This window comes from Streptomyces sp. RK62 (assembly GCF_018070255.1).
Classification (GTDB): Bacteria; Actinomycetota; Actinomycetes; order Streptomycetales; family Streptomycetaceae; genus Streptomyces; species Streptomyces nigra.
In genome coordinates this window covers 262,574-276,626 of sequence record NZ_JAGPYD010000008.1, presented here as the reverse complement: position 1 = coordinate 276,626, position 14,053 = coordinate 262,574, and the positions used below count along the sequence as shown (strand labels likewise).

The window sequence follows — 14,053 nt, the reverse complement described above, 5'->3', positions numbered from 1 at the left end:
TGAATCCTCGTATCCGTTGGAGAAAGAGTTCCCGTGAGCCCGACCAATCGCACCGTGGTCGTCACCGGTATCGGCGCAACCACACCGCTGGGTGGCGACGCAGCCTCTACCTGGGAGGGCCTGGTCGCCGGACGTTCCGGCGTCAAGCCCCTGGAGCAGGAGTGGGCCGCCGACCAGGCGGTCCGTATCGCCGCGACGATCGCGGTGGAGCCCACCGAGGTCATCCCGCGGCCGCAGGCCCGCCGCCTGGACCGCTCGGCGCAGTTCGCGCTGATCGCCGCCCAGGAGGCGTGGAAGGACGCCGGTTTCGAGGCCAAGGCCGGTGAGGACCCGAACGTCGACCCCGACCGGCTGGGCGCGGTCATCGCCTCCGGCATCGGCGGTGTGACGACGCTGCTCGACCAGTACGACGTGCTGAAGGAGAAGGGCGTCCGCCGCGTCTCCCCGCACACCGTCCCCATGCTGATGCCGAACGGCCCCTCCGCGAACGTCGGTCTGGCCGTGGGCGCCCGCGCGGGCGTGCACACGCCGGTGTCGGCGTGCGCCTCGGGCGCCGAGGCCATCGGCTACGCCATCGAGATGATCCGCAGCGGCCGTGCCGACGTGGTGATCGCGGGCGGCACGGAGGCGGCCATCCACCCGCTGCCGATCGCCGCGTTCGGCAACATGATGGCGATGTCCAAGAACAACGACGACCCGCAGGGCGCCTCGCGTCCCTACGACGTCGCCCGCGACGGCTTCGTCCTCGGCGAGGGCGCCGGCGTGATCGTCCTGGAGTCCGCGGAGCACGCCGCCAAGCGCGGCGCCCGCGTGTACGCCGAGGCGGTCGGGCAGGGCATCTCCGCCGACGCCCACGACATCGTGCAGCCGGAGCCGGAGGGCCGCGGCATCTCGCACGCCCTGCAGAACCTGCTGGACCGCACCGACCTGGACCCGGCGGAGATCGTGCACGTGAACGCGCACGCCACGTCGACCCCGGCCGGTGACATCGCCGAACTGAAGGCGCTGCGCAAGGTCTTCGGCGACGACGCCGACCACATGGCCGTCTCGGCGACCAAGTCGATGACCGGCCATCTGCTGGGCGGCGCCGGCGGTGTCGAGAGCGTGGCGGCCGTGCTGGCGCTCTACCACCGGGTGGCCCCGCCGACCATCAACGTGGAGAACCTCGACCCGGAGGCCGAGGCGAACGCCGACGTGGTCCGCGGCGAGGCCCGCAAGCTGCCCGTGGAGGGCCGTATCGCGGCGCTGAACGACTCGTTCGGCTTCGGCGGCCACAACGTGGTGCTGGCGTTCCGGACGGTCTGAGCGACCCCCGTACGCACGGGAAGGGCCCCCGCCTTCGAGGCGGGGGCCCTTTCGTGTGCCCTTCGTGTGCCAGGAGGTGAGCGGGAGTCAGACCACCTGGTGCAGCCAGCGCACCGGCGCGCCCTCGCCGGCGTAGCGGAAGGGCTCCAGTTCGTCGTCCCAGGGCTTGCCCAGCAGCTTGGCGATCTCCGCCTCCAGGTCGGTCTCCTCGCGCTGGGCGCGGGTCAGCGCGGCGCGCAGCCGGTCCTCGGGGATCAGGATGTCGCCGTGCATACCGGTGACGGCGTGGAAGATGCCCAGGTCGGGGGTGCAGCTGTAGCGCTCGCCCTCGGCGGTGGGGCACGGCTCGGCCGTCACCTCGAAGCGCAGCAGTTGCCAGCCGCGCAGGGCGGACGCCAGCTTGGACGCGGTGCCGGCCTCGCCCTGCCAGGAGAACTCCGAGCGCCAGGTGCCGGGCGCGGCGGGCTGCCGGATCCAGTCGAGGTTGACGCGCGCGCCGAGCACCCCGGCGACGGCCCACTCGACATGCGGGCACAACGCGCGCGGCGCGGAGTGCACGTACAGAACTCCACGTGTCGTCACCGGGACCTCCGGGCTGAGCGGACATCTTGCGAACTGGCGGACGATCGTGGCCGGGGAGCCACGTTTGAGGCGAGGCTACCGTGCGGCGGCGCAAGGAGTGTGACGTACCGTCGGTCCCGGGGCCGTGAAACGCCCGCCATTCACCCGGCAGGACGCTTGTGCGGGTGTGAGCCGTTGCATGCGCGGCCCGGGAACCCGGGTGCGGTGTCATGGGTTGGACACTTCGACGGGTCCGACGAGGGGATGGACGGGTATGCGGAAGCCACGGCATGTCTCGCGCGCCGTCCTCGCCGCCGTGGCCGCGGCCGTGCTGGGCGCGGCCGGCTGTGACGCCGTGGGCGGGGCCTCCCCCGCGCCGTCCGGGACCGAGGCGCGGGGCGCGCGGCCGTCACCGAAGCCGACGCCGGTGTGGGACCGCAGTCCGGCCTCCGTCGCGGCGGTGGGCGACTCCATCACGACCGGCTTCGACGCCTGTGCGGTCCTGTCGGACTGCCCCGAGGTGTCCTGGGCGACCGGGAGCCGGGCCTCGGTGGACAGTCTGGCGGTGCGGCTGCTGGGCCGGACGAAGGCGGCGGACCGCAGCTGGAACCTCGCGGTGACCGGGGCCCGGATGGAGGACGTGCCCGCCCAGATGGCGCGGGCCGTGACGCACCGGCCGGAGCTGGTCACGGTGATGGCGGGCGCCAACGACGCCTGCCGCAGGTCGGTCGACTCGATGACACCGGTCGCGGAGTTCCGCGCGAGCTTCGAGGAGGCGCTGCGCACCCTGCGCCGGTCGCTGCCGAAGTCGCAGGTGTACGTGGCGAGCGTGCCGAATCTGATGCGGCTGTGGGAGCAGGGCCGCACCAGCCCGATGGGCCTGCAGGTGTGGAAGCTGGGGATCTGCCCGTCGATGCTGGGGGACGCGGAGTCCCTGACGGCGGGGGCGAAGCAGCGCCGGTCCACCGTGCAGGACCGGGTCGAGGCGTACAACACGGTGCTGAAGGACGTCTGCGCGAAGGACCGCCGGTGCCGCTTCGACGGCGGGGCGGTGCACGACTTCCGGTTCGGGCAGGCGCAGTTGAGCCAGTGGGACTTCTTCCATCCGAGCGTCGACGGTCAGGCCCGGCTGGCGGAGATCGCCTACCGGACGGTCACGAACTAGTGTTCCGCTCATGAGCGAACACTTCGGCACACTTTCCGACGGCACGGAGGTCCACCGCTGGACCCTGGAGCGCGCGGGCGTTCGGGTGCGAGTCCTGTCGTACGGCGGGATCGTGCAGTCACTGGAGGTGCCCGACCGGGACGGCCGGACGGCGGACGTGGTCCTCGGGTTCGCCGATCTCGACGGGTATGTGACGCATCCCGGGCCGTATCTCGGCGCTCTGATCGGCCGGTACGCCAACCGGATCGCGGGCGGCCGCTTCCCGCTGGACGGCGTCACCTACGCGCTCGACCCCAACACGCCGCCGAACTCCCTGCACGGCGGTGCCCGCGGGTTCGACAAGCGGGTGTGGGACGTGGCGCCGGTCGAGCACGGGCTGCGGCTGACCCGGGTCAGCCCGCACGGCGAGGAGGGCTTCCCGGGGCGGCTGGAGGTGACCGCGACGTACACGCTGGAGGACGGCGGGGCGCTGCGGTTCGTGTACGAGGCGGTGACGGACGCGCCCACCGTGGTCAATCTGACCAACCACAGCTACTTCAACCTCGCCGGGGCCGGGTCCGGTGACGCGGGCGGTCATGAACTGCGGCTCGACGCCTCCCGGTTCACCCCGGTCGACGCGGACCTCATCCCGACCGGCGTCCTGGAGGACGTCACGGGCACCCGCTTCGACTTCCGCCAGGCGCGCAAGGTCGGCTCCGGGTACGACCACAACTTCGCGCTGGACAAGGGGGTGACCAAGGACGCGCGGGAGGTCGCCGAGCTGTACGACCCCTCGAGCGGGCGGGTGCTGACGGTGTCCACCACCGAGCCCGGCCTGCAGCTCTACACCGCCGACCAGATCGAGGAGCCCTTCTCCCCCGGTGACGGCGTCGCGCTGGAGACACAGCACTTCCCGGACTCCCCGAACCGGCCGGACTTCCCGAGCACGGTGCTGCGGCCCGGCGAGGTGTACCGCTCGGAGACGGTGTACGCCTTCTCGGCGCGCTGACAGGCGCCGAGGCGCGGTGGAGGCCCGAGCCCCGGTCCCGGTGTCAGGGCCCGGACCGGGGCTGTTCCTGGGTACTTCTCCCGATCAGACGTTAATGGTCGCGGTGAGCCTGCGGTCGGCGATCGAGCGTCCGAGCCGAATCTCGTACGAACCCTTCACAAAGGTCCACGCCTCGGTCGTCTCGTCCCACACTTCGAAAGCGCGGCGGGACAGTTCGATCACGGCCTCGCCGCTCTCCCCCGGCTCGGCCGAGACGCCGGCGAATCCGGCCAGCCAGCGCGCCGGGCGCCCGGCGTCCGGCTCCGCGGGCGCCAGATAGACCTGTACGACCTCGCGGCCCGCCCGCTCGCCGGTGTTGCGTACCCGCACCCGGACCGTGGTGCCCTTGACCTCGGCGGACTCGTACGCCCACGTGGTGTAGCCGAGGCCGTGCCCGAACGGGTACGACGGGCTGCGGCCCGCCTTCTCCCAGGCGCGGTAGCCGATGAAGACACCCTCGGAGTAGACGAGGGTGCCGTCGGTGGGGGTGACCTCGGTGACCGGGGCGTCCGCGAGCGACCCCCAGGTGGTGGGGAGCCGGCCGCCGGGCTCCTCGGCGCCGGTGAGCACGTCGGCGAGGGCCGCGCCGCCCTCCTGCCCGGGGAACCAGCTCAGCAGCACGGCGGCGACCTCGTCGCGCCACGGAAGCTCCACCGGGGAGCCGGAGTTGACGACGACGACCGTGCGCGGGTTGGCGGCGGCGACGGCGCGGACCAGGTCGTCCTGGCGGCCGGGCAGCCGCAGATCGGTGCGGTCGAAGCCCTCCGACTCGACCCGCTCGGTGGTGGCGACCACGACGACGGCGGTGTCGGCGGCGCGCGCGGCCTCGGCGGCCTCGGCGATCAGCTCGTCGGGGTCGCGCAGCGGCTCCTGGTGGGCGAGCGTGAAGCCGACGACCCGCAGCGGGGCGTCCCCGGGGTGCTCGACGACGTAGGTGAGGGAGACCTCGACCGGGACGCCGGCGGTGAGGTGGGGCCGGGCGTGCGCGACGGGGGCGCCGAAGAAGCTGATGAAGGGGTCGTCCTTGGTGGGGCGCTGGACGTCGTCGTAGTGGGTGGTGCCGTCGACGACGAGCCGGAAGGCGCCGATGCCCTTGATGCCGAAGGTGTGGGTGCCGGTGTCGCGGGGGGTGAAGGTGCCGGTCAGCTCGACGCTGTGCAGTTCCTCGTGGGTCACGCCGTCGGGGAGGTCGGAGCCCATCCACTGGATGTGCCCGCTGGGCGCGGAGCCGGTGCCGAGGACGCGGCCGTCTGCGTCCCGGCATACCGCCCGCAGCGCGAACCCCCGGTCGGCGACGCCGAGTTCGGTGCTGGGGTCGGCGCCGACGGCGTAGGTGAGGGCGCCCTCGGGGAGGGCGGCGGTGAGGCCGCCGAGCGGGGAGACCGTGCGGGCCGGGAAGACGGTCGCGGAACCGCCGCCGAGGACCCGGGCGTCGCGGGCGGCGCCGCCGATCAGCGCGACCGTGCCGCCGGGCGGCAGCGGCAGGACGTCCTGGTTGCGGACCAGGACGAAGGAGCGGCGGGCGATCTCGCGGGCCAGGGCCGGGCCGTCGGTCTCGGGCGGCAGCGCGGTGACGACGGGTTCGGCGCCGGGGAGGAGGCCGACGCGGGAAGCCAGCCGCAGGACGTTGCGCACGGCGTCGTCGACCCGGGCCTCGGGCACCTGGCCGGCGCGCACGGCCCGGGCGAGGGCCTCCCCGTAGACGGTGCGGGGGCCGGGCATGGCGATGTCGAGGCCGCCGTGGAGGGCGGCGGCGGTGTCGCGGGCGGCGGCCCAGTCGGAGACGTTGACACCGTCGAAGCCCCATTCGCCGCGCAGCACCTCCTCGACCAGCCGGCGGTGCTCGGTCATGGTCGTGCCGTTGACGGAGTTGTACGCGGTCATCACGCCCCAGGGGCGGGCGTGTTCCACGATGTGCTCGAAGGGCGCCAGATACAGCTCGCGCAGGGCGCGTTCGCCGACGACGTTGTCGACCGTGAAGCGCTCGGTCTCGGCGTCGTTGGCGACGAAGTGCTTCACGGTGGTGCCGACGCCGCCGGACTGCACCCCGGAGACATAGCCCGCGCCGATGGCCCCGGTGAGCAACGGGTCCTCGCTGTACGCCTCGAAGTGGCGGCCGCCGAGCGGGGAGCGGTGCAGGTTGACGGTGGGGGCGAGCAGGACGTGGACGCCCTTGCGGCGGGCCTCCTGGGCGAGGAGGACGCCGGCCCGGTGGGCGAGGCCGGGGTCCCAGGTGGCGGCGAGGGCGGTCGGGGACGGCAGGGCGACGGACGGGTCGTCGGCGGTCCAGCGCACTCCGCGCACGCCGATCGGGCCGTCGGACATCACGAGGGAGGGCAGGCCGATCTCGGGGAGGGCGGGCAGGGACCACATGTCCCGGCCGGACAGCAGCCGTGTCTTCGCGTCGAGGTCGAGCCGGGCGAGGGCCGCCTCCACGACCGCCTCGCGTGCTGCATCGGCCTGGGTGCGCGTTCCCGCCATCGCGGTGCCTCCTCGTCGAGTCCGGGCTGTGGGCACCATCCTGCATCGGTCACCTGTCGACCGGTAGGTTTCGTTATCCGCGTGTTACACAGCGGTCGTGGGCATCCCGTACCGTGACGCCATGAACGCGAGGGTCAGGAGCGAGGAGCGCCGCGCCGAGATCGTCCGGGCGGCGCTGGAGGTGATCGCCGAGCGCGGCTACCGGGGCGCGAGCCTGGCCGCGGTCGCGGAGCGGGTGGGGCTCACCCAGCAGGGCCTGATGCACCACTTCCCGACCAAGGACGCGCTGCTCGTCGCCGTGCTCCAGGAGCGGGACCAGTGGGACGCCGTGCCGGGCAGCCGGTGGCGGACCGATCTGCTGGCCGCGCTGGTCGAGTACAACGCGATGCGGCCCGGGATCGTGCAGACCTTCTCGGCGCTGCTCGGCGAGAGCGTGACGGAGGGGCACCCGGCGCGGACGTTCTTCTCCGAGCGGTACACCCGGGTGCGGGCCAGCATGGCGGAGATGCTGCGCGCCGAGTACGGCGACCGGCTGCCGAACGGGCTGACGCCCGAGCGCACCGCCCCGCTGCTGGTCGCCGTCATGGACGGCCTGCAGTACCAGTGGCTTCTGGACCCCTCGTCGGTCGACATGCCGGGCGCTTTCCGGGACTTCCTCCTGCTGCTGGGCGAACTCCCCGACTGACTGGGGCGGACGAGGCCGTACGCACCATGGCGTGGACCTCTCCTGTCACGCGATACTTCCGGCGTCCCGCACGACCCCCACCGTGACGGAAGGACCGGAACCCCTGTGATATCCCCCCGTGTTCGGACCGGAGTGCTCGCCCTGGCCCTGCTGACCGGCCTCGCCGCACCCGCCACCGGCACCGCTGCCGCCGCCGGGACGGCCGCCGCACCCACCGTCGAGGAACAACGGCTCACCCGGGCGGTGCCGCAGGAGATCCTGCGCCGCTCCGGATTCGACACCGCCACCGCCGCCTTCACCCGCGCCCTGGACTCCGCGCGCGGCTACGCGGCGGCCCGGCGCGCCGTCGAGCGCCACGGTTCGGCGCTGTGGCGGCGGGCCGTCGACCGGGCGCAGGGGCGGGGCCCGGCGGGCGGCGACCTCAGCCGGGACGACGACCGGCCGCTGTACTGGGCCCGGCTGACGATGACACGGGAACTGCGCACCTGGGAGCCGGGCTTCGCGCTCGGCGAGACCCGGCGGGCGGCGCTGCTCGACGCCTTGGAGCGCACCTCGCGCGGGCAGCGCGACATCCGGCTCCCGCACGAGAAGCGCGACAAGGGCGAGAAGGGGGTCCGGCGCATCCTGCTCACCGGGTTCGACCCGTTCACGCTCGACCGGGACATCCGTATCTCCAACCCGTCCGGGGCGACCGCGCTGGCGCTGGACGGCACGGTCGTCGAGACGGCGGACGGTCCGGCGCGCGTCGAGACCGCCGTGTTCCCGGTGCGCTGGCGGGACTTCGCCGAGGGCGCGGTGGAGCGGGCGCTGCGGCCGTATCTGGAGCGGGTCGACCTGTTCACGACCGTGAGCCAGGGACGGGTGGGGCGCTTCGACGTGGAGCGGACCAACGGGGCCTGGCGGGGCGGCTTCGCGGACAACGAGAACGCCTCCAGCACCGGCCTCGCCCCGGTCGCCGACCCCGGCTCGCAGCCGCAGTGGACGACGACCACGTTGCCGTACGCGGCGATCGTCGCCGCGCCCACCGGACGGTTCCCGGTGTACGACAACACGAGCGTGACCGAGATCCCGGCGGGGGGCACCACGCCCGTCGTCCGGCCGGACGGGCCGACGCCCGGGTCGAGCGCCCGGGCCGGGGGCGGCGGCGACTACCTCTCCAACGAGATCGCCTACCGGGCGACGCTGCTGCGCGACCGGCTGGGGCTGCACGACACGCTGCCGGGCGGGCATGTGCACACACCGGTGCTGCAGTTCGGCGCCGGGAACACCGATCCGGCGTCGGGGGCGGTCACGGACCCGGAGTTCGTCCGCAACCGGCTGGACATCATCGCCCAGGTCCGGACGATCCTGAAGGTGGCGGCCGGCAGCCCGGTCACCAGGTGACCTTCTCGGGCTCGGCCGGCTCGTCCTCCCGTGTCTCCTCGCCGGACAGTTCCCGGGCCATCAGGGTGGCGCCCGCGACCGCGCCCGGCATCAGGAACACCGCGACGAACGGCACCAGGAAGGCGGCGGCGAGCGGGGTGCCGAAGCCCCAGACGAGCCTCTTGCGGGAGCGCAGCAGCGCCAGGCGCTCCCGCAGCTCGACCCGGCGGCGCTGGAGGGCGACGGCCGTCAGCTCCTCGGTGAGGAAGAAGCCGGTGACGACGACACCGAGGACCGGGACGGCCGTCTGGCCGACGACCGGGATGAAACCGGCCGCGAACAGCAGCACGCCCCAGAGGGCGGCGCGCACGACGATCCGCAGGCTGTCGCGGCCCGAGATCCACAGCTCGCGCCAGAGCGGCAGCCCGGACTCGGGGGCCGTGCCGTCGGGCGAGACGTCCCGGTCGACCTTCTCCGAGAGGTTCTCGTAGAAGGGCTGGCCGATCAGCAGGGTCACGGCGGTGAAGGTGACCACGGACAGGAGCAGGCCCAGGGCGAACAGGACGGCGGTGAGCAGCCCCCGGAACAGGCCCTGCCAGGGGCTGGACCAGTCGTCGGCGAACGGGGTCGACCAGGCCACGAGGTCCTGGCCCCACAGCGCGAGCGCCACGAGCGTGCCCGCGTAGAGCACGAGGGTGATCAGGCCCGGGATCAGCCCGAAGCCGTACTGCCTGCCGTGCCGGGCCACCCATCGCTGGCCTCTGAGGAAGTACCGGAAACCGGAGCCGAGATCGCGCATGCGGATCACTGTAGCCGGGGTGTGTCACACGGCCGTCACGGCGTCTTCGGCGCCCCGTCACGGCGGCCGGCGCGCTCTCCGCGAGGGGGAATGGGCCCGTGTGCGGAGGGTGTTGAGGTCGTGGCGGACATCACTGGCCCTGGGTGAGGAGAGCGGATGACAGCGGAGATCCACGGCACGGTCGCGGACGGCTTCGAGGCGGTGCGGGAGGAGTTCGCGGCCTTCGTGGCCACGGAGCGGCCGGACTACGAGGGCCAGGTGTGCGCGTATGTGCACGGGCGGCGGGTGGTCGACCTGTGGGCGGGCCCGGGCGCCGAGGCCGACTCCCTCTACGGGGTGTTCTCCTCCACGAAGGGCGCCGCCCATCTGGTGGTGGCGCTGCTCGTCCAGGACGGTGTGCTGGACCTGGACCGTGAAGTGGCGTCCTACTGGCCGGAGTTCGCGGCCGAGGGCAAGGCCCGCATCACCCTGCGCGAGCTGATCACGCACCGCGCCGGGGTCGTCGGCCTCGACGCGGGGTTCACGGTGGAGGAGCTGGCCGACGACCGCGCCATCGCGGAGCGTCTCGCCGGGCAGCGGCCGTTCTGGCGGCCGGGCACGGCCTTCGGCTACCACGGGCTCACCATCGGCGCGCTCACCGGCGAGGTCGTCCGGCGCGCCACCGGCCGCACCCTCCAGGAGGTCTGGGAGGAGCGTGTGCGGGCCCCGCACGACCTGGGCCTCCACCTCGGGCTGCCCGAGGCCCTGGAGCCCCGCTACCGGTCCGTGCAGCCGATGGCGCCGACGCCGGAGCAGCAGGCGGTGCTGGACGCGACACCGACCGGCCCGCACACACTGGCGTCGATCGCGTTCAACACGCATGTGCCGATGCCGGGCGAGCTGGCGGACTACCCCAACTCCCGCGCGGTGCGGGCGAACGGGCCCTCCTCGGCGGGCGGGGTCGGGTCCGCGCGGGGCCTGGCGGGGATGTACGCGGCCGCCGTGAGCGGGCTGGACGGGCGGCCGCCGCTGCTCAAGCCGGACATGGTCGCCGAGGTCGGGCAGATCCACTCCACCGGCCAGGACCTGGTGTCCGGGACGTACAAATCGTTCGGGCTCGGCTTCCAGGCGGTCGCGGACCCGTGGTACCCGTTCCTGGGCGCCGGGTCGTTCGGGCACGCCGGCGCGAGCGGCTCCCAGGCGTTCGCCGACCCGCGCAGCGGTCTCGCGTACGGCTACACGCGGCGCCGCTACGCCTATCCGGGCGGGGCGGCCGTGGAGAACGACCGGCTGGTGCGGCTGGTGCACAGCGCGGCGCTGGCCGTCTGAGGCGGGAACGCGTGAGGCCGCACCCCGCGTGCGGGGGTGCGGCCTTCGTGCCGGGTCAGACCAGGGTCACGGTGATGTTCCCGCGCGTCGCCCTGGAGTACGGGCACACCTCGTGGGCCTTCTTCAGCAGGGCGCGGGCCGTTTCCCCGTCCGTGTTCGGGATGTTCGCGGAGATCTCCACGATCAGGCCGAAGCCGTCGTCGTTCTTGCCGATGCCGACCTTCGCGGTGACGGTGGAGCCGGTGACGTCGGCCTTCTCCCGGCGGGCGACGACGGCGAGGGCGCCCTGGAAGCAGGCGCTGTACCCGGCGGCGAACAGCTGCTCGGGGTTGGTCCCCGTGCCGCTGCCGCCCATCTCCTTCGGCGGGTTCACGACGACGTCGAGCGTGCCGTCGTCGGTGGCGACCCGGCCGTCTCGGCCGTTCTCGGCGGTGGCGACGGCGGTGTAGAGGACGTCGGCGGGCTGGATGGGCATGCGGTGTCTCCTTCTCGGTCCGCCGCGACTCGCGCCCACGATCGACGACGGTTTCGGAAAGAAGTTACCGCATACCGGAATCCTGCAGTAGGGGTCAGAGCTTGACGATCATCTTGCCGATGTTGTCGCCGCGCAGAACCCCGAAGAACGCCTCCAGGTTGTTCTCGATGCCCTCGACGACCGTCTCGCGGTACTTCAGCTCGCCCGAGGCGACCCAGGGGCCGACCTCCTGGACGAACTGCGGCTGGAGGTCGTAGTGGTCGCCGACCAGGAAGCCCTCGATCCGGCCGCGGGTCTGGATCAGCCGGGCGAGGTTGCGCGGGCCGGGGGCGGGCTCGGTGTCGTTGTAGACCGAGATCATGCCGCAGACGGCGATCCGGCCGCCCCGGTTGAGCCGGCCGATGGCGGCCTCCAGGTGCTCGCCGCCGACGTTGTCGAAGTACACGTCGATGCCGTCGGGGGCGGCCTGCTTCAGCTGCTCGGCGACGGGGCCGTTCTTGTAGTTGAACGCGGCGTCGAAGCCGTACTCCTCGACCAGGAGCTTCACCTTCTCGTCGGAGCCGGCCGAGCCGATGACCCGCGAGGCGCCCTTGAGCCTGGCGATCTGCCCGACCTGGCTGCCGACGGCACCGGCCGCGCCGGAGACGAACACCGCGTCGCCCTCCTTGAAGGCGGCGGTGCGCAGCAGGCCCGCGTAGGCGGTGAGGCCGGTCATGCCGAGGACGCCGAGGTACGTGGACAGCGGGGCGGCGTCCGCGTCGACCTTGACGGCGTGCCGGGCGTCCAGGGCCGCGTACTCGCGCCAGCCGAAGAAGTGCAGGACGTGGTCGCCGACCGCGATGCCCTCGGCGTTCGACTCGACGACCTCGCCGACCGCGCCGCCCTGCATGACCTTGCCGAGCTCATAGGGGTCGGCGTACGACTTGGCGGCCGACATGCGGCCGCGCATGTACGGGTCGACCGAGAGGTACTTGTTGCGGACGAGGATCTGGCCCTCGCCGGGGGTCGGCACCTCGGCCTCGACCAGGGCGAAGTCCTCCGTCTTGGGCCAGCCGACGGGACGGGAGACGAGGTGCCATTCGCGGTTGATCACGGGGTGCCCTTCCATCAAAATACTTCAGTACCTGAAACAACCATGCGCCTGAATATTTCAGGATGTCAAGTAACCGAGTACCCTGGAAGCGTGACCACTCCACCCAAGATCCACCGTCCGGATGAGCTGACCTTCGAGGTCGTCGACCTCATCGGCGCGGTCGTGGCCCGCTATCACGCGGAGTACGAGGAGGCGGCCGCGGAGCACGCGCTCACGGGCGCGCAGGCGCGGCTGCTGAGCCTGCTCTCGCTGGAGCCGCTGCCGATGCGCAAGCTGGCGCAGCGGCTGCGCTGCGAGCCGTCGAACGTGACCGGCATCGTGGACCGGCTGGAGTCCCGGGGTCTGGTGGAGCGCAGGCCGGACCCGGCGGACCGCCGGGTGAAGCTGGCCGCGGCGACCGAGGAGGGCCGTCAGGTGGCCCGGAGCCTCAGGGAGTCCCTGCGGTTCGCCCGGGAGCCGCTGGCGGGCCTGTCGGAGGACGAACGGCTGGCGCTGCGCGATCTGCTGCGCCGGATGCTGGCGGACTGACGCCCGCCCGAGCCTGGGCTTACGTGCACCACCAGAGGAACCGCTTGCACTCGTCCGTCGGCTTGGGGTCGGGCGTGGGGTTCGCGGGGGGCGGTTCCTCGGTGGGGGTGGAGTCGCCGCCCGAGGTGGGCGTGGGGTCGGGGGCCGGGGGCGGGGTGTCCACACCGCTGCCGGTGGTGGCCGACTGCGACTCCGGGTCCGGGGTGCCGTCGGCGTCCTCGTCCTTCTTCCCGTCCTCGTCGTCCTTGTCCTTGTCCTTGCCGGACTCGGAGGCCGAGGGGGAGGCGGACGGGTTCCCCGAGGCCGCGCCCCCGCCCGGGAGGGCGGCGGGGTCGGTGGCGCCGGGTGATGCCGTCAGCTCGCCCTTGGCGGCGCCGTCCGCCGAGGAGTCCCCGGCCACGGCCGACTTGGGGCTGTCGCCGGGGGCGTCCATGCCGAGTTCGGCGAGGCTCAGCCCGCCGGCGGCCAGGACGAAGCCCGCGGTGACGAGCAGGGTGCGGCGCCTGCGGCGGCGGTGCGCGGCGGCCTTGCGGTCCCGGCGGCTCGTGCCGGTCCCGGCCTCGTCCTCGGGGTCGCCGTCCTCGTCGTCGTACGCGTCGGCGTCGTCGTAGTCCTCGCCGTCGTCGTAGGCGCCGGGGGCCGGCTGCTCGTCGCGGCCGCGCCGGCGGCCCCGGCCGCCGCGTCGCTGTGCCGCGCGTCGTGCGGCCCGGCCGCCCTCGGGTGCCGCCTCGGCCGTCTCGCCGGTCTCCTCGGGCTCATAGGCGCTCTCGGCCTCGTACGCGCTCTCGGCGGTGCCCGGCGCCGGGGCGTCGTAGGAGCCGTCGGAGGGCTCGCCGTACTGCCCCGCGTACGCGGCGTGCGCCGCGGGCGCGCCCGGGGACCGCTCGGCCTGCTGCGGGTACCGGGCGCCGCCCATGGCGTCCGCGTACACGTGCGGCTGTTCGGTCGTGGCGCCGCACCCCGGGCAGGCGAGGGCGCCGTTCAGGTGCCGTCGGCACGGGTGGCAGTAGTCCATGACGCGGGAAGACTAGGTTCCGGACGCGCACCGTTCCTAGTCACGGCTGTGAAAGTTTTGTGGACAACAATGCGCACAGGCATGGCCAGTTGGCGGATATGCCAGGACACGCCAGACACGCCCCGCACGCTGCGCGACGAAGAGCCCCTTTCCGGGCCCCGCGAGTGGTGTCGAAACCGTTATGCGCGCGACCCATTGACACCCCCGTCGCCCCCTCCCTACTGTCACGTCAGCATTTCGAACGTGTGA

13 protein-coding genes are annotated in these 14,053 nt (G+C 73.2%); 7 read left to right on the top strand and 6 right to left on the bottom strand.

Going from position 1 to position 14,053, the window contains the following annotated elements:
* The first annotated feature begins 33 nt into the window (after nt 1-33).
* Nucleotides 34-1,305, top strand: a complete 1,272-nt coding sequence (fabF, locus tag KBY32_RS17655; RefSeq protein ID WP_055620770.1) for a beta-ketoacyl-ACP synthase II — start codon at nt 34-36, stop codon at nt 1,303-1,305.
* 87 nt (nt 1,306-1,392) lie between these two features.
* Here fabF and KBY32_RS17650 read toward each other — a convergent pair whose 3' ends face one another.
* A complete protein-coding gene (locus tag KBY32_RS17650; protein ID WP_055620771.1) occupies nt 1,393-1,887 on the bottom strand; it encodes a DUF3145 domain-containing protein in 495 nt (164 codons plus the stop codon).
* Nucleotides 1,888-2,140: 253 nt separating this feature from the next.
* On the opposite strand from KBY32_RS17650, the gene KBY32_RS17645 reads away from it, so the two are divergent.
* Nucleotides 2,141-3,031 (top strand): SGNH/GDSL hydrolase family protein, encoded by an 891-nt coding sequence (locus KBY32_RS17645; RefSeq protein WP_210980708.1) that lies wholly within the window; start codon nt 2,141-2,143, stop codon nt 3,029-3,031.
* A 10-nt stretch (nt 3,032-3,041) separates the two neighbouring features.
* On the top strand, nt 3,042-4,019 hold the full coding sequence (locus KBY32_RS17640; RefSeq protein WP_055620773.1) for an aldose epimerase family protein: 978 nt from the start codon (nt 3,042-3,044) through the stop codon (nt 4,017-4,019).
* 84 nt (nt 4,020-4,103) lie between these two features.
* Here the strand turns inward: KBY32_RS17640 and KBY32_RS17635 are convergent, their stop codons facing one another.
* Nucleotides 4,104-6,539, bottom strand: coding sequence for a glycoside hydrolase family 3 protein (locus KBY32_RS17635; protein ID WP_210980707.1), 2,436 nt, complete (start codon nt 6,537-6,539; stop codon nt 4,104-4,106).
* A gap of 103 nt (nt 6,540-6,642) precedes the next feature.
* Here KBY32_RS17635 and KBY32_RS17630 point away from each other — a divergent pair, with 103 nt between their 5' ends.
* Together KBY32_RS17630 and KBY32_RS17625 are read left to right on the top strand one after the other, a co-directional pair.
* The gene (locus tag KBY32_RS17630; protein ID WP_210980777.1) at nt 6,643-7,224 is read left to right on the top strand and encodes a TetR/AcrR family transcriptional regulator; all 582 of its coding nucleotides are present in this window, start codon (nt 6,643-6,645) and stop codon (nt 7,222-7,224) included.
* A gap of 105 nt (nt 7,225-7,329) precedes the next feature.
* Nucleotides 7,330-8,607 carry a pyroglutamyl peptidase gene (locus KBY32_RS17625; RefSeq protein WP_210980706.1) on the top strand — a complete coding sequence of 426 codons (1,278 nt, stop codon included), beginning with the start codon at nt 7,330-7,332 and terminating at the stop codon, nt 8,605-8,607.
* Here the strand turns inward: KBY32_RS17625 and KBY32_RS17620 are convergent.
* Entirely contained in the window at nt 8,597-9,385 is a 789-nt protein-coding gene (locus KBY32_RS17620) for an EI24 domain-containing protein (RefSeq protein WP_055620949.1), read from the bottom strand. The genes KBY32_RS17625 and KBY32_RS17620 overlap by 11 nt on opposite strands.
* A 156-nt stretch (nt 9,386-9,541) precedes the next feature.
* Between KBY32_RS17620 and KBY32_RS17615 the strand changes: the two genes are divergently transcribed.
* Nucleotides 9,542-10,693 carry a serine hydrolase domain-containing protein gene (locus tag KBY32_RS17615; protein WP_115508850.1) on the top strand — a complete coding sequence of 384 codons (1,152 nt, stop codon included), beginning with the start codon at nt 9,542-9,544 and terminating at the stop codon, nt 10,691-10,693.
* 55 nt (nt 10,694-10,748) lie between these two features.
* Here the strand turns inward: KBY32_RS17615 and KBY32_RS17610 are convergent, their stop codons facing one another.
* Nucleotides 10,749-11,168 carry an organic hydroperoxide resistance protein gene (locus tag KBY32_RS17610; protein ID WP_115508849.1) on the bottom strand — a complete coding sequence of 140 codons (420 nt, stop codon included), beginning with the start codon at nt 11,166-11,168 and terminating at the stop codon, nt 10,749-10,751.
* A 94-nt stretch (nt 11,169-11,262) separates the two neighbouring features.
* The gene (locus tag KBY32_RS17605; protein WP_055620777.1) at nt 11,263-12,276 is read right to left on the bottom strand and encodes an NADP-dependent oxidoreductase; all 1,014 of its coding nucleotides are present in this window, start codon (nt 12,274-12,276) and stop codon (nt 11,263-11,265) included.
* A 75-nt stretch (nt 12,277-12,351) separates the two neighbouring features.
* Here KBY32_RS17605 and KBY32_RS17600 point away from each other — a divergent pair, with 75 nt between their 5' ends.
* Nucleotides 12,352-12,789 carry a MarR family winged helix-turn-helix transcriptional regulator gene (locus KBY32_RS17600; RefSeq protein ID WP_055620778.1) on the top strand — a complete coding sequence of 146 codons (438 nt, stop codon included), beginning with the start codon at nt 12,352-12,354 and terminating at the stop codon, nt 12,787-12,789.
* A 19-nt stretch (nt 12,790-12,808) separates the two neighbouring features.
* On the opposite strand, the gene KBY32_RS17595 is transcribed toward KBY32_RS17600, so the two are convergent.
* Nucleotides 12,809-13,804 carry a hypothetical protein gene (locus KBY32_RS17595; RefSeq protein WP_210980705.1) on the bottom strand — a complete coding sequence of 332 codons (996 nt, stop codon included), beginning with the start codon at nt 13,802-13,804 and terminating at the stop codon, nt 12,809-12,811.
* Nucleotides 13,805-14,053 lie beyond the last annotated feature (249 nt).